This window comes from Hyphomonas sp. BRH_c22, assembly GCF_000961795.1.
Taxonomy (GTDB): Bacteria; Pseudomonadota; Alphaproteobacteria; order Caulobacterales; family Hyphomonadaceae; genus Hyphomonas.
This window is the reverse complement of the sequence record NZ_LADU01000122.1, coordinates 16,595-32,362: the sequence shown is the minus strand read 5'-3', so window position 1 is coordinate 32,362 and position 15,768 is coordinate 16,595. Positions and strand designations below refer to the sequence as shown.

The 15,768-nt window shown below is 57.3% G+C and carries 13 protein-coding genes and 1 pseudogene; 7 read left to right on the top strand and 7 right to left on the bottom strand.

Features of this window, described 5'->3' with window-relative positions; all coding sequences use genetic code 11:
- Position 1: 1 nt before the first annotated feature.
- From VR74_RS17435 to VR74_RS17425, 3 genes are all read right to left on the bottom strand, one after another.
- On the bottom strand, positions 2-1,060 hold the full coding sequence (locus VR74_RS17435) for an NAD(P)-dependent oxidoreductase (RefSeq protein ID WP_045698936.1): 1,059 nt from the start codon (positions 1,058-1,060) through the stop codon (positions 2-4).
- 11 nt (positions 1,061-1,071) lie between these two features.
- The gene (gene rfbF / locus VR74_RS17430; protein ID WP_045698935.1) at positions 1,072-1,842 is read right to left on the bottom strand and encodes a glucose-1-phosphate cytidylyltransferase; all 771 of its coding nucleotides are present in this window, start codon (positions 1,840-1,842) and stop codon (positions 1,072-1,074) included.
- Positions 1,843-1,919: 77 nt separating this feature from the next.
- The gene (locus VR74_RS17425; protein WP_299951081.1) at positions 1,920-2,864 is read right to left on the bottom strand and encodes a glycosyltransferase family 2 protein; all 945 of its coding nucleotides are present in this window, start codon (positions 2,862-2,864) and stop codon (positions 1,920-1,922) included.
- Between the two features lie 263 nt (positions 2,865-3,127).
- On the opposite strand from VR74_RS17425, the gene VR74_RS17420 reads away from it, so the two are divergent.
- Complete coding sequence (locus VR74_RS17420; RefSeq protein WP_045698933.1) at positions 3,128-3,955, top strand: sugar transferase; 828 nt, start codon at positions 3,128-3,130, stop codon at positions 3,953-3,955.
- 1 nt (position 3,956) lies between these two features.
- Complete coding sequence (locus VR74_RS17415; RefSeq protein WP_299951077.1) at positions 3,957-5,246, top strand: glycosyltransferase; 1,290 nt, start codon at positions 3,957-3,959, stop codon at positions 5,244-5,246.
- A gap of 13 nt (positions 5,247-5,259) precedes the next feature.
- Here the strand turns inward: VR74_RS17415 and VR74_RS17410 are convergent, their stop codons facing one another.
- Positions 5,260-6,357: a glycosyltransferase gene (locus VR74_RS17410; protein ID WP_045698931.1), complete on the bottom strand. Its 1,098-nt coding sequence runs from the start codon at positions 6,355-6,357 to the stop codon at positions 5,260-5,262.
- A 453-nt stretch (positions 6,358-6,810) separates the two neighbouring features.
- Between VR74_RS17410 and VR74_RS17405 the strand changes: the two are divergent.
- The 4 genes and pseudogenes from VR74_RS17405 (at position 6,811) to VR74_RS17390 (ending at position 11,124) form a co-directional block, all read left to right on the top strand.
- Positions 6,811-7,714, top strand: a pseudogene (locus VR74_RS17405) (transposase).
- The gene (locus VR74_RS17400) at positions 7,711-7,884 is read left to right on the top strand and encodes a hypothetical protein (protein ID WP_299951074.1); all 174 of its coding nucleotides are present in this window, start codon (positions 7,711-7,713) and stop codon (positions 7,882-7,884) included. The pseudogene VR74_RS17405 and the gene VR74_RS17400 overlap by 4 nt, the downstream one beginning before the upstream one ends.
- 258 nt (positions 7,885-8,142) lie before the next feature.
- Positions 8,143-9,723, top strand: coding sequence for a glycosyltransferase family 39 protein (locus VR74_RS17395; protein ID WP_299951071.1), 1,581 nt, complete (start codon positions 8,143-8,145; stop codon positions 9,721-9,723).
- A gap of 192 nt (positions 9,724-9,915) precedes the next feature.
- Entirely contained in the window at positions 9,916-11,124 is a 1,209-nt protein-coding gene (locus VR74_RS17390) for a glycosyltransferase (RefSeq protein ID WP_299951068.1), read from the top strand.
- A gap of 19 nt (positions 11,125-11,143) precedes the next feature.
- Here VR74_RS17390 and VR74_RS17385 read toward each other — a convergent pair whose 3' ends face one another.
- Positions 11,144-12,112 carry an NAD(P)-dependent oxidoreductase gene (locus tag VR74_RS17385; RefSeq protein ID WP_045698925.1) on the bottom strand — a complete coding sequence of 323 codons (969 nt, stop codon included), beginning with the start codon at positions 12,110-12,112 and terminating at the stop codon, positions 11,144-11,146.
- Between the two features lie 2 nt (positions 12,113-12,114).
- A complete protein-coding gene (locus tag VR74_RS17380) occupies positions 12,115-12,453 on the bottom strand; it encodes an EamA family transporter (protein WP_299951065.1) in 339 nt (112 codons plus the stop codon).
- Between the two features lie 321 nt (positions 12,454-12,774).
- On the opposite strand from VR74_RS17380, the gene VR74_RS17375 reads away from it, so the two are divergent.
- Positions 12,775-14,244 carry a UbiA family prenyltransferase gene (locus VR74_RS17375; RefSeq protein WP_299951063.1) on the top strand — a complete coding sequence of 490 codons (1,470 nt, stop codon included), beginning with the start codon at positions 12,775-12,777 and terminating at the stop codon, positions 14,242-14,244.
- Here VR74_RS17375 and VR74_RS17370 read toward each other — a convergent pair whose 3' ends face one another.
- The gene (locus tag VR74_RS17370; RefSeq protein ID WP_299951060.1) at positions 14,245-15,696 is read right to left on the bottom strand and encodes a lipopolysaccharide biosynthesis protein; all 1,452 of its coding nucleotides are present in this window, start codon (positions 15,694-15,696) and stop codon (positions 14,245-14,247) included.
- Positions 15,697-15,768 lie beyond the last annotated feature (72 nt).

The following is a 15,768-nucleotide window of genomic DNA, read 5'->3' as shown; positions in this document are numbered from 1 at the left end:
TTCAGGAGATCGAATAGGTGGGCTGGCGCCAGCGTAAATTGCTGTCGAGCTTGCCCTCTGAAATCAGCTTCTTGATCTGGGCGATGCGCTTGAATCGGTCGCCTTCGAATTCATCGACCGTAACTCCAACCTTGCAGAACGTGTCGTAGAGTTCCTCGACACCGCGCCGGCACGTCCATTGCGGTTTGAAGCCGGGCAGCTTGCGGGCGATATAGTTGCAGTCGACCCTATAATTTCGTGTGTCGGGCGACGCGTCGTCGGCAAATGTCACGCGGCTGCCCGGAACCACCTGCCCGACGATTTCAGCAATGTCGCGAACCCGGTAGTTCTCGCTCGTGGTCCCGACATTGAATGCTTCATTGTGAACGTCTGTCCGATCAGCCTCAAGACTGGCGACATAGGCGCGGGCAATATCCTCAACATGCACGATCGGACGCCACGGCATGCCGTCGCTTTTCATGCGGACTTCACCGGTTGAAAAGGCCCAGGCGGTCAGGTTGTTGACGACGAGGTCGAAGCGGAGCCGCGGCGACAGGCCATAAGCAGTCGAGGCCCGCAAGAAGGTGGGACTGAAGGTCTCGTCCGCCATCGGGCCAACGATCTGCTCGACTTTAACCTTCGACCAGCCATAGGGCGTCACCGGATTGAACGCGGCCGACTCTGTCAGGAAGTCCTGGCCGGCTGCGCCATAATTGCTGCACGACGAGGCGAACAGGAACCGCGGAACACCAGCGGCCTTCGCGAGCTTCGCAAGGTGAATTGATGCGGAGGCGTTGATATCATCCGTTAGCCCGGGCTGGTAATCGCCGAGCGGATCATTCGAAAGTCCGGCGAGATGAATGACCGCATCGAAGCCCCCGAGCCGGTCAGGCGTCAGATCGGCGGCGGTCGCATCGCGGCAATCTTTTTGGCTGCCTGGAACGTCGATGATCTCGCCTGTGAAGGTCGAGCCACTATAGAGATCGCTGTCCATGCCATAGACCTCGTGTCCACGGTCCTGCAGCATAGGTGTGAGGACGGTTCCGATATATCCTCGATGTCCTGTCAAAAGTACTTTCATGGATCTGTCCCTCAATCCCAGATTTTCCAGGGCGCCTGGCCGCTGTCCCATAAATCCTGGAGAATCTGCTTCTCGCGAAGTGTGTCCATGCACTGCCAGAACGACGTGTGCTTGTAGGCCATCAGCTCGCCATCGGCCGCCAGGCGCTGCATCGGAGCATGCTCGAACATGACCCCGTCGCCGTCGATGTAATCAAGGACGCGGGGCTCGAGAACAAAGAATGCGCCATTGACCCAGCCTTCGCCGATCTGTGGCTTTTCCGAGAATTCCTTCACCTGGTTGCCGTCCATTTCGATGTGACCGTAACGGGCGGGTGGCCGGACCGCTGTCATTGTCGCGAGCTTGCCGTGGCTGCGGTGGAAGGCGAGCAGTTTGTCGATGTCAACGTCCGCCACGCCGTCACCCCAGGTGAGCATGAACGTGCCTCCGCCAAGCCAGTCACGCAGTCGCATGATGCGGCCACCGGTCAGCGTCGTCGGTCCGGTTTCGACGAGATCGACATTCCAGTTCGGACGAATGCCCGCGTGGCTTTTGTAGGTCCCGTTTGCGGTATTGATGCTGAGATCGCCGCCCATCGAGCCGTAGTCGCGGAACCAGCGTTTGATGTACTCGCCCTTGTAGCCGAGTGCGACGACGAAGTCATTGTAGTTGAATTTCGAGTAGATGCTCATGATGTGCCAGAGGATCGGCATTCCGCCGATCTCGACCATCGGTTTGGGACGGGATTCCGTTTCCTCGGCAAGCCTGGAGCCAAAGCCTCCCGCTAGAATAGCAACTTTCATTCTTGCCCCCCCTCCACGGGCTTCTCCCGTGCGGATACGCTAAAAAACTGTTCTGTTGCGATCAGTCATTGCCGCAATCAAACTGACGACTGTGCCCCCCGGCGGGGGCCCGCAACCCACCGTTTTAACCGAGCGCCCATGCTCGGCGAAACGTACCGGATGAGATCGAGAAGGTACCGCCCGATCTGAAACGGGCGGAAGGCAAAGCGCGCGAGCGCCGCGCGGGCTCGTACCGGCGACACCACATCCCGGTGGCGCCCAGCAATTTCGTACAAATGAAGAAGGAGATTGACGTGCTCCATCGCGGCGCGCCGATTGGCCGTGCCTGTCTGCCACTTGCTGCGCACGGCCACGCTGTCGATATTGATTGAGCGCTGAGGATGTTCACGATTAAGGAACAAGGCTTCGGGCACCCGTATACATTTGCCGAGCAGAGCGGTCTCTGCGATCAGCCCGCGATCAGAGCCGTAATACTTGCGGTGCAGCGACGTCCGTTTCAGCACGCTCATCCGGAACAGGCCAAAGATCGGAAAGCAGGTCGCAGCTTCGTCAATCGAACGGTAGAAGCGGCGCGCAGGGTCGGCGTCCAATAATGACGTCATTTCGTTTGGCGGCACGGCGATCGTCTGTCCGTGCTGGTCGATGCTGTGAGTCTCGCCGAAGGCCAGTGCAATATTCGGATCACGGTCAAGCACAGTGATACACTCCTCAAGGAAATTGGAGCTCAACAAGTCGTCGTGCGCACACCATTTCAAGTATTCTCCGCGCGCCAGCTCGTAACCGCGATTGTAATTGGGCGCCGCGCCAAGATTGCGCGGATTGCGAAAATACTGCACCCGCGGATCGCGCGCGACGAAAGTCTCGCAGATGGCGCGGGTACCATCGGTTGATTCATTATCCGTGATGATCAGTTCAAAGTCGCCATATGTCTGATTAAGCAATGAGTTGAGCGTTTCGCGTATGTAATTCTCCCCGTTGTACACAGGTAGAGCCAACGTCACGCGTGGCGTTTTTCCAATCAACTTTCCCACCTCAAATATTGCGTCCCTTTACTTTTATAATCGAAAGCACGAATTCAATCTAGTCCTGCAATTCGATCACGACCGGAAAGATTTTTTCCGAATGATCCGGCTACCGCGGACATCTCGGGTCTCCACGCTCTGACAGCTTCGTCGAAAGCGACCAGGTTCATGCGGACGAAAATCGCAGGCTTTGAGAATTTCTTAGAACGCGACTTGCAAAGATGAGGAGCGGAGTGTTTTATTAACCATGTGGGGAGACAGACATGATTACTGTAAAACTTCCGGAAAATGGCGAAGCCAAGAGTTGGCCGGGCGCGGAGCTAACAGCTTTTACTGCGGACCTGCTCGAGAATACTTCAGACCAAAATTCAGTCGAGGGTGTGGGCTGTCCGGATACCCAATCCGGAAGTTTCGGCAATGAGCACTTCATAATCGAGCGCGACCCTTCCGACGTCAAGTGTCTGGCAGGCAGCGTCGCCAAGCGCCGGGACATTCCGTTGGTGGAGTATCAATGGCGCGGCAAGATTTCCGGCTTACCGTGGAAGAGGGCTTACGATATCGGATTGTCAGCGTTCGGGCTTGTTCTGACATTTCCGCTGATCTGCCTTGTCGCGTTCGTGCTACATTACCTGCTCCGCCGGCCGGTGTTAATGCGCCGTCAGGCGGTTGGCGCACGTTGCCGTCTGTTTGATGTCCTGATCTTCGACACGACCGAGACGCCGGCAGGGAAGGGCCCTGCATCCGTTTTGGACGACGGGGAGGGCACCCGGAAATTCCTGGCGTTCTTGCGCAAGTCCAGCATTGCCAGTCTGCCAAAGCTCGTCAACGTGCTTCGCGGCGAAATGAGCATTGTCGGTCCGCGGCCCATCATGCCAGAAGAACTGGAAGTGTATGGTCTTGATGTTATTCACTATTTGCGGAACCGCCCGGGCTTGACCGGCCTTTCCCAGATCACACTCGGCCGTGACGCCGGCACGTTGAAAAGAAATCTGTTGGACCGCCGGTACTCCCTCCAGCGGACCTTCTGGATGGATGTCCATATTTCAAAGCGTTTCGTTTCACGCATCCTATCAGGCAAGCACTTCGCGTAACATGTCCGCTAAAACCAGCACCCTTCACGCCGCGGTTCCGATCAGTTCCTGGTCGCACTTGGCCCGCGAGATGCCGCCGTGCGCGATGCGTGTTGCGATCATCCACTATTGGCTGACCAATATGCGCGGAGGCGAGAAAGTCCTCGAACAGATCTGCGAGATGTTTCCTGAGGCGGATATCTTTACCCATGTCTATGACGAAAAAGGCGTGTCCGACCGGATCCGCAAGCACCGCGTCAATACAACCCTGATACAGTCACTGCCTTTTGCGCAGAAGCACTATCCCTATTATCTCAGCCTGATGCCGCAGGCCCTTGAGCAGCTCGATCTGAGTGAGTACGACCTTGTCATTTCCAGCGAGGCCGGGCCGGCCAAGGGTGTGATCACGCGGCCGGACTCTCTCCACATCTGTTACTGCCATTCGCCGATGCGATATATCTGGGACCAGTACGGGCAGTATTTCCGCCAGGCTGGATGGATGTCACGCCTGGGTATGCTGGCCTTCGGGCAATCCCTTCGGTCATGGGATGTCACGTCAGCGGCGCGGGTTGATCACTTCATCGCCAACTCGAACGCCGTTGCGATGCGTATCCAGAAGTTCTGGCGCCGTAAGGCGGAAGTCATTCCGCCGCCGGTGGATACAGCGAGGTACAAGCCAAACGGTGACCGGGGTGAGTTCTATTTGTATGTTGGTGAATTCGTGCCCTACAAACGCGCGGATCTTGCAATTGAAGCCTGCACGAAGCTCGGCCGGCGGCTCATCGTTATCGGCGACGGTAACGGCGTGGCCGGACTGAAGAAGATCGCCGGCCCGACTATCGAGTTTCTCGGACGCGTCCCCAATCAGGTTCTTGCGGACCATTATGCCAACTGCAAGGCGCTGCTGTTTCCGGCTGAAGAAGACTTCGGAATCGTGCCCGTTGAAGCTTTGGCGTCAGGCGCGCCGGTCATCGCATTCCACCGCGGCGGAGCAAAAGACTACGTCTCGCCTGGGGAGAATGGTGTGTTCTTTGACGAGCAGACGATCCCATCGCTCGTCAATGCGATGATGCGGTTCGAGGCTGTCGCCGACGGGTTTGATCCTTATGCAATCTCCCGCGGAGCGAGTTACTTCGATACGCCCCAGTTCATACGGCGCATGCAGAACGCGATCCTCGAGCAGATGTCGCTACGCGCCGACCAGCGGAAATGGATCGGTCAGTTGCGCGATCGCTGGGCGAAGGTTGATCAGAGAATCGCGCCGCAAAGTGCCAGCGATGTAATGGACGCGATGGATGAGGCTTCGGCCTGACGCCTCTGCACACTCAGGCCAATCCAATCAGGTTGCCTCTTGCAAATCCGTCAAGCACAGACTCAGGCGGGCGAATTGGCGGTACACTTTGAGCTGCCTCGGCGACGAGCGCCTTCGTCATGTCCTCAACGTCCTTACGGTTGCGAGGCGCCCACGGCAATTCGACATCGTCTGAGCGGGTGACCGGAACTTTCAAAACGCCGAGCAAGACCGGCGCCTTCCCGGCGATGGCGTCGCGGAGCTTGGGCCCGTATCGGAATCGCAGGAAAACCAGCCGGCTCGTCAACTGATCGACGACCGTCTGTGGCTTCACAAAATCGGCCCAAGCCGTGTCGCGCAGTTCGTTTGCATACCAGGCGGCAGCGGCCCGCCACCGGGCTGGCCGCTTTTTCGACCATGGCTTTGTTGATGTGTAGTGCTCGAGATAGGGCGTGAGGCGCCCCCCGAAATTCAGGTAGGTTTCGTGCAGGTTCCAGCGCGGATCGATCGGAGTCCACTTGTCCTCGAAGGCGGCGTTGAGCGCGTCCTGGTCCGGTGCTTCCTGGCAGCCCTCGGGATGATCTTCAAGGAACTTGCGTGCACGCGCCAGTGCACCATCCTTCAGGGTGGCGGGCCAGTCGAACACCATCACGCCTGATTGAAGATAGGGCGCATCAATCTTCAACATAAGCTCACGCCGGCGCCGACGGATATTGCCAGTCAGATAATAGATGAAGTCATGAACAGCAGCGACGGGCCGACCATGCATATCAGTTTCGACAAGCGGGGCGAGCGGCGAACGCACGCGCGTATCAGCGTCGAGATAGATCAGCCGGTCGTATTTGTCATCGAAAATCAGGTCGAAATAGAGCCGAAGGTAGGCAGCGCGGGGCCAGCGACGATTGATCGGTTTGATGCGCTCATCGACGAAGTTCGGCAGCAGGATGCGCACTGGCATGTTCCTGTCAGCAAAGAACTTCTCCGCATTCGCGACATCATCAGCGCTGACGTCGCAGCACACGAGAAAAAGGTCAGCTGCTACATCGCCAAGGTGATCGGAGACGGATTTCAGCTGGCAGCACGCCGCCGGAAGGTAACCGGCATCGGTGACCGTAACAAAAGCAGTTTTCAAAAGTTTGTCCCCCCCTAGAGCGTCGAGATAACCGGTCGTTGCGCGTTTATGGGACAATGAGGCGCGCCTTACAACGCCAAGCCGCCTTAGACGCGAGCCCTCACTATGGACCGAACCGCCTGACGCGATATTCGGGGAAGATGGCGTAGGCAAAACCCTCCGGAGTGCGCTGCTGGCGCTCCGACCGGATCCCATAGAACGCCTTCAACAGCACTGCTTGTCTTATTTGATTTCCTGCCGATTGGAAGTTATTGGCACCGCCGCCGGGAGTTACCGCTCCCGGCGGCGGCGAGGGCAGGACCGTGACTTCGCAGGCGCCTGGGCGCCGTTGCTGAGTGAGGTCGCCCTCGTTCGGCAGCTTACGCGGCCTTCGGCCACGGTCCGCCTCACTCCCCATCGGCCTGAACGGATACAGGGGCTTTGAGGCCCGCATGACAAGCAGAGGCAGGAAAGATGACAGACCTTACCATCGGCATTTACGTTTCGAAAGCTACGCTCGACGTTCATATTCATCGAACCGGTGAGCACCGCCAGTTCCCCAATACACCAACAGACTTCAGGACCATCGTGAGGTGGATCGTGGACCGGCCCGTCGCCTCGTCTTCGAGCGCGCGATGGGCGGGCAGGCCTGCCACTGTGCAAGGTCAATCCGCGCTAGGCCAAGCGCTTCGGCGAGACATTCGGCCAGCTGGCGAAGACAGACCGCATCGACGCAGGGATGCTCACCCACTTCGGGGCCTTGATCGAACCGGACGTGCGCCCGGCGCCCTCGAAGATCATCGGTGATCTCAAGGACCTGCATGTGGCCCGCATGGCCCTCATCAAGGACCGCGCCGCAGCCAGGAACCGGGAGAAATCGCTACAAAGCTCGTTGCTGAAATGCCAGTCACGCGAACGCCTCGCCCAGGTAGCGCGCCATCTGGAGGCCATCGAAGACAGGATGCGGGCCATTATTGAAAGCGACCAGGACCTTGCCAGAAGGCTTGGCGTCCTGACGTCTATCCCCGGCCTCGCCACACGTTCAGCCTTTACCCTGATCGCCGACATGCCAGAGCTCGGAACTCTCGACAGTCAGGCCATAGCCGCCCTCTCGGGAACTGCGCTCATGACCCGCCAGTCCGGCAAGCGGACGGGCAAGGCCTTCGTTACCGGAGGCAGGGTAAATGTCCGTCAGGCCCTTTACATGCCAGCTCTGGTCGCTGCCCGGTTCAATCCGGACTTCGCTGCCATGTGCCAGGCCATGACGGCACGCGGTAAACCACCAAAAGTCGCGCTCACCGCAATCATGCGAAAACTCATCATCCTCGCAAATGCCCTCATCAGGGCTGACCGGAAATGGGAACCAAGACTGGCTTGACCAAGACGGATACTGGTCAGGCGCTGGGATGGAATGGAAGAGCGCCCCAGCCGTGGCGGATAAACCGCATCATAATCAACACTCAGATCGGCAAACGCAGCATCTACAAAATCACGGATCGTCCGCAACGTATGATCGGGCCGCACCTGATGTTCAAAATCCACATATGAGAACAGTGAGCCGGACCGAACATCCAATCCGCGCATCGCACTTTTCCTGCTCCCAGCAGAAGAAATGAATCATGCTTCGAAGGCCGACGCTATCGACTTTTTCAAAAGCCTGCCAGCGGGCTGGAACGCTTCTTGCAAATTCGACGGCCAGCGCGTTTGAATGGGTAGGGCCGCTTTTGTTGGGGGATGAGTATGTCTAGGGATCGATTCGAGCGGTTTCGTTCCAGTCACTGGAGCGGTTTTCTCCTAATACTCCTTGTGGCGCTGGGCTTGCGATTTTACGCGATCGGGCAGGAATCCCTTTGGATTGATGAAATCAGGACGTACTGGTTTGCCAGCTCAACCTGGGAACGTGTGTGGGTAGAGTATCCTATCCTCGAAGTGCATCCTCCGCTCTATTTTGCGCTTTTGAAGTTGTGGATGGGCGTATTCGGCACGACCGAAGCAGCCATGCGGTCTCTTGCTTGCCTCTTCAGCCTGGCAGCGATGACGTTCGTCTATCTAACAGCCCGGATCGTAACAGGGAAACAGAGCAACCACCCCGCCTGGATTGCCGCCCTGGTTTTTGCGATCGCCACGCAACAGATTCAATATGCCCAGGAAGTGCGGTTCTATTCTGCGCTGACGATGGCGTTCGCGATGGTCGTGTATGCAACGGTCTGGTTCCTGAACAACCCGAACAGCGCGCGCGATCCGATCTGGGCGCCTCGCAGCCGGCCAGCATGGCTTGCCTACGCCTGCCTTGCGCTCGGTTCTGCCTTGCTCATGTGGTTCCACTCTCTTGGTGCGCTCTATAATCTCAGTTTCGCATTGGTGATGGGAGTTTGGTGGGCGCGCGTGCATCGCGCATCGCTGACAGTATTGATCAATTTTTCCCTGATTGTCGCGGTGGCCTTGCTGATCTACAGCCCGAATATCGCCAACCTGTTCAACACACTCTTCAACATGCAGACAGGGGGGTACTGGATTTCCGCGCCGTCATTGGAGCGCTTGGCGGAATTGTTTTCGTTCACTTACGGGTTCGAGCAGCCCTACGCCAACAAGATCGACTTCGCACTGACCGCAATTGTCGTCGCGCTGGCGGGGGTGGGTGGATATGGAATCTGGCGCAGCGGGCGCCAGCAGATAGCGCTCGCGCTCATCGCGTTCTCGTTCATGCCATTTCTGTTGTCGACCCTCATAACCTATGGCCTGCAGCCAACCTTGCTGGACCGGACCCTGGTGCCGATGTTCGCGCCTTGGTCTGTCCTGATTGGCGCCAGCGTGTTGACGAAGTTCAGGTACCGGGCAGGCCTTGCGGCTCTGGTCGTCGTTCTTGTCGCTTACTGTGCCTATGCGGTCGATTATTACAGGGAAATGCGTAAGGAGCCATGGCGAGATGTTGTCGGTTATGTTGCTGACAACGCAGCGCCTGATGAACCCGTCTTCCTGCTGAACAATATTATCCAGATCGCATTTGACTACTATTTGCGTGACAGTGACGCGCAGCTGGACCTGCGCCCGCTTCCGGACCGCTTTCCAGCCAATCGCGATACTTATCTCTATCCGATCGGCGGTCGTTCGGAGCCGAGGATCACCGATGCGCGCGCGCGTGAGGCGTTCGATCAGGTCGCTGGTGCTCAGCGCATATGGATGGTTGCGCGCAGCTCTTTCCGTTTCGAAGAAACGCAGGGGTATGCGAAGGACTATTATGCTACCCATTCCGACTGCACCATGCTGGTCGTTCGAGGCAACCCGGGCATAGTGGTGTATAGGTACGACAATCCATCAAGTGTTCAGAAGCATGAACAGCCCAGTTGTGGATTCGAGGGCGATCAATACGAATACCTGCCATTTTGAGCCGTAGCATTGCCATGGTGGAAGATAGCTTGATTGACCGAAGTAGTTCTGATGAGAAGTTTCGAGTTGGAAAGTTCGTCATAGCGAATACGCTGCAGCCGTCTTCGGATATGCGCAATGACATAGGGAGAGGACTGTTAATGTTCATGGCGGGCTTTGCGGCACCTTTTGCCGGGGTGAGGATCTGTCGAGATGGTTAGTCAGCGACCACTCAAGATCGGCTTTCGTGTGGGAATTTTTCCAAAGCGCTCGGAGACCTTCATACTCAACCAGATCAAGGGCATGGTAGAACGAGGGCATGAAGTCAGCATCTTGGCTGACGAATCGATCACGCAGCAAGCCGGCGGCTCTCTTCCAGGCTGGCACAAGAACCTGAAATCCCTGAAGTTCATAGAGCCAGGTACAACTGGGTGCGGGCGATTAAGTCGCGTGATGCCCTTGCGGGTAAAGCGCGCTCTTCGCCAGCGTGCTGAGCGCGCCATGTGCGCAGAGGTTGATGTAGTGGTGTGTAATTTTGGGTGGTTTGGGGAGAGCGTCGTAAGAAGTGCGCATCATCGAAACCAGACCAAGGTGGTCACCATCTTCCATGGTGCAGACATGTCAAGGAGTCTGCTGGTTGCAAAGGAAGATCCCTACAAAGAGCTATTTCAGCGAGGGGGGCTTTTCTTGCCCATCAGCGCCTATTGGCGTGCCGAATTGATTTCTCTGGGAGCGCCGCCGGAGCGTATAGCACTTCAACGCATGGGCGTTGACCTCAACCAGTTTTCCTTCCGAACACGAATGGAAGTAATCGGCAGGCCATTTCGATTCATTACAGTGTGTCGGTTTGTCGAGAAGAAGGGGATCCGCTTTGCGCTGGAGGCGATGAGTGACCTCGCGGCGCGATCGGATGTGCCCGCGTTCACTTTCGAGATAATCGGTGATGGCCCTTTGGATTCGGCTTTGAAGGAGCAGGTTCAGATCTCCGGCCTGGGTGACAGGGTCGTGTTCAGGGGCGAGATGCCGCATGAAGACGTGTCTCGTGCGATGGCCGATGCAGATGCTTTCGTGTTGCCGAGCATCGTCGCTCAAGATGGCGATATGGAAGGAATACCCGTGGTTCTGATGGAGGCGATGGCAAGTGGCTTGCCTGTTGTGTCAACGCGCCACAGCGGCATTCCGGAACTGATCCAGGATCGCGTGAATGGCTTGCTGGCGAACCAGGAAGATTCGGCGGGACTCGCTGAAATTTTGCTGGTTGCGATGCGCGATCCTGCCGGACAAGCCGAGCGCACTGTATTGGCGCGCCGGACAGTCGAAAGCCGTTTCGATTTGGAAAAGCTGAATGATCAGTTGGAGCGCTATTTACTTGCGCTGAGCGCAGGTGAATCCGATGTGCGCTCTATAGCCGACGAACTTTGACTTGACACTGGCCTGCCAACTAGATGCGGCTCTCCAGGAATGCGTCGTATGCGGCATTCATCATGTCGATATCCGATCTCATGGGCGCCCACCCGAGTTCCTCTCGAGTGCTCATTGTGTCGAGCAGGATGTCGATATCCGCAATGCCGAACTGCTCAGGATAAAGCAGGGTCAGGCCGATCTTGTCTAGAATTGCCAATATGGGTTTGAGTAGTAGCGCAGGGACGGGGATGAGGATCGCTTTCGAGCCTGCGTGGTCGATAATACCCTGCAACAATTCTTTTGTTGTTGGCGGCCTGTCCGATCCGAGGTTGAAAGGGCCAGGCGGGCATCCTGCATCGGCGGCCATGATGGCAGCATTTGCGCAATCCTCGACGGCGACCATCTGGTACCGGTTGGTACCTGATCCGATCATGGGCACAGGCAGGCCGAGCCGGATGAAGTTGAACAGTTTGCCGAGAATTCCAAGGCGTCCCGGACCTGTGATGAGCCGCGGGCGGAAGATCGTTGCGTTCAATCCCGGTTCGTTGCGAAGCAAGGCTTCGGCGTCACGTTTGCTGGCGCCGTAGGGACCAAGCGGGTTTTGCGGATGAGTCGGCTGAACGGGCGAATGCTGTGGTTTGCCGTAGGTCATGTCGGTGGAAAAGAACACGAGCCTGTTGGCGCCGCCTTTGCGCATGGCGGCCAAGACGTTACGAGTGCCATCCACGTTGACGGCACGGAACCATTCGTCGCGTCCTCGTAACGGGACTTCGTCGGCGAACTGGCGTGCCGCAAGGTGATAGACGATATCATCGGGGCCAAGCGCCAGTTGTTCCAAGTCTGCGGCGCGGCAAACGTCACCCGTAAAGTGTTGAATGCGTGAGGCGAGCGCGACGTCGTTCTGGTGGCGCAGGTCAAAGCTGACAACCTTTTCGCCACGTTCCACCAGTGCCCTGGCAAGGAAGGTGCCGGTAAAGCCACTTCCGCCTGTAATGACGTGTCTCATTGTCAGGCGCTCCGCGAGATCAATATTATCCCGCAGCAAATCAGTGCAATTCCGCCAACCCGCAGAAGGTTGACGTTTTCACCCAGAAAAAAATATCCGATCACCGCAGTGATGATGTAGCCGATCGAGAGAAGCGGGTAAGCCAGGCTGACCTCAACCTTGCCAAGCACGATCATCCAGACACCGATGCTAACGACATAGCAGGCCATTCCAGCGAGAAACCATGGGTTGAAGGCGAGTGAAAAGCCAAAGGCCGGCAAACCAGACATGCCGGAAGGGAGCGGTCCGACTGACAGCATTGTCTTGCGCAGCGCGATTTGCGCCATCGCATTGAGAGACACGCTGGCGACTGCAGTCGCTAGGATAATTGGATTCATTTTTCAGGTCGATCCTATTCGTAAAGGTCCGCTATGCGGACATGCAATAACGGTGCCGTCGGATCAGCGCGAGCGAATTCTGGAAACCGGCCAATATTATAGGGGCTGGAGGGCACGATTTTGCTGTGGCGAGCATCGCAAGCATGTAAGTCTGCGCAGAGGTGGGGACATTACAGACACCGTCGCGCGGCGGGCAAGGCTGGATGAAATCGCCAGAGAAGCTGGCACAGATATTGCGATATTTGTTCAGGTTTTTGGGGAATTGAGACAATGCTGGGCGCTATCATGAAGCAAGCAAGTGAAGAGTCGCTGGATGTGATGGGTGAAAAACTCCCGCTCGTACTGGATTTGGACGGCACCTTTTTGCGTACTGACCTTTTGGTCGAGGGGATCGTCAACGCATTCTTTCGGCGCCCTTTGTCCCTGTTCGCCGCCATGCCCCTTGCATTGGTCAGCCGTGCAAGATTCAAGCAGCGGATCGCGGCGATTACCCAACTGGATATCGACAGCCTGCTTGTCAATGAACAGGTACTCGATTTTGCCGAAACTGAACGTAACGCGGGCCGTGAAATCCATTTGTTCACAGCCGCCCCCCAATCTGTCGCTGACAAGGTTGCCGCGCGGTTCGGCATCTTCAGCAGCGTCGTCGGATCGACGCCCACGCTGAACCTTAAGTCATATCGAAAGCGTGACGCACTCGTCGAACGTTTCCCTGATGGGTATATTTATGCCGGGGATGCGCGGGCAGACCTGCCAGTCTGGCAGGCGGCTGCGGCTGCAGTGCTTGTCGATGTTCCGGCATCTGTCGCGCAGGCTGTTCGGGCTGACGACACGCGGGTATTCGCGACCTTTTCGACGCCGACCAATCACCTGAGAAGCTGGCGCAAGGCGCTACGCCTGCACCAATGGGTCAAGAACCTGCTGGTGTTCGTGCCTTTGCTGTTGAGCCACGAATATCTCAATCCGCCTGTCGTATTGTCCTATTTGACGGTCTTTCTGATCCTGAGCGTTTCGGCATCGGGTACCTATATCCTCAATGATCTCGCCGATCTCTCGGATGATCGCCGTCACAGGACCAAGCGCAACCGTCCTTTTGCGGCGGGCAAGCTGAACCCGCTGATGGGCCTGTTCGTATCAATTGTGGTCATTCTTGGCGGGCTGATCGCATCTGGTTTTGTCTCGACCGGCTTCTTCATCGCCCTCTTTGCCTACTTGGCGCTGACCCTCTCCTATTCCTTCGGCCTGAAGCGGATCCCTGTGCTTGACGTGGTCATTCTTGCGACCCTGTTCACTCTCAGGCTCGTGATGGGCACCGAGGCGGCCGACGCGGGCTATTCCGAGTGGTTGCTGACATTCTCGATGTTCTTCTTCCTGTCATTGTCGCTGGCCAAGCGCTTTGTCGAAGTGTCGGCAAAGGCTGCACGGCCGATGGAGATTATCAGCGGGCGCGGGTACCGGGGAGGCGATCATGCATTCATCTCGGCACTGGGCGTTTCCAGTGGGGTTGCTTCGATCCTGATCCTCGTCTTGTTCCTTCGTGAGGATGCGTTCAAGGTGGATATTTACCAGATCGAGGCCTTTCTCTGGGGCATTCCGATCTTTATGACCTTGTTCTTGGGGCGCATCTGGTTGCTCGCGTCACGCGGAGAGCTCAACGAGGATCCCGTCGCATTCGCCGTCAAGGACAAGGTGTCCTACCTGCTCGGTATCGGTCTGGTTTTCTGCATGCTGGAAGCCGTTCTCATCCCCGGCTGATCAACGAGCTGTTGCCTGCCGGGCCAGTCCAACGACTTCGACCAGCGCGCTACGAGCAGACAGCGCTATGGCGCCGCCATAGACCACGACGCCGAGCGGGATGCACACGAGCAGCGTATCGAATTCCGATAGCCCACGCTCACCAAGCAGACGCGCTGTCCACCAGACCACCACGCTCATTCCGACCGCCGCGAGCGCGATAGGTGCGATTCCACCCAGAAAACGCCCCAGACTGAGTCCCATCAATCGGAACAATATCCAGTAGCCGGGAGGTGCCAGAAGCAGGTTGACGATCAGGTAGGCCAGCGCGACCCCCGTCACGCCCCATGGGACGGCGATGAGGAATGCGCCAACGATGACGACATTGCAGAACAGCGACCAGCGAAACATGATATCGGCCCGTCCAATCGCCATGAAAATCGCGCCATGGGAACTGGACAGGGACTGCATTGCCCCGACAGGTGCGAGGATGGCCAGAAGGGGCGCTGCTGGGCGCATGTCTTCACCAAGTACCTGCACGATTAAGGGTTCGGACAGCGCGCAGGCGCCTGCCATGACCGGGAATGTCACGACCGATACGATCTTGAAGACGCGCATGCAGGCCGCACACAATCTGTCTGCATTATCCTTCATTTGGGCCAGTCCAGGCAGAAGGACGGTCGCAATTCCCCAGCTGAAAACCTGGATGGGAAGCAGCATCAACCGGTATGCAATGCTGTAATAGCCGAGTTCGGCAGTGCCAAACTGCCTGCCGATGATGATATTGTCTGCATTTCGCCCGAAGAAATTGGCGAGATCCGCGAGGTTGACGTTTATGCTGAAGCCGGTGATCGATTTCAATTCCAGCCAGTCGAAAGCGAAGCCGACGGGCGGGGCAGAGCGCCACCAAAGATAGGCGGTGCGCGCTGCATGGGTGACGAGTTGCTGCAACACAAGCGACCATACGCCGAGTCCGAGCAATGCGGTGGTGATGACAACTGCCACACCGAGGCCATTGCCCACGATATCCGCGATCGCAAGGTGCTTGAACTGGAATTCGCGCTGCAGCCAGGCGCCGGGTACGATGCTGGCGGTTTGCAGCACGATGGCCATGGAAAGGGCAATGATGAGCGGAATAACAGCGCTATTTCCGTAAAACAGAGCGATAAGCGGCGCCGTGACGACCAGAAGGCTCGTAAAAACGACACCGATGCCGATATTTGCCCAGAACGCGCTTGACCAGAGGGCATCAGAACATGTGTCCGCACGGACCAGTGCGGGGCCCACGCCGGCATTGTTGAACACCATCGTAAATACGATAACCGGCATGGCCATCTGGATCAGACCGAACTCGTCTGCCGAAAGTATTCTGGTCAGTATTGGCAGTACGACGAGGCCGGCGCTGATCTTTGCGATATTGGCGGCCACGTTCCAGGCGCTTCCCCGAGCCATTTTTTGGGCGTGTTCGGTCATCTGCGTGTGCCTTTGGGAAGCGGAAGTCCAATTCGCATCAGAATAACCTCGCGTTAACGTCATCCAGCAGGA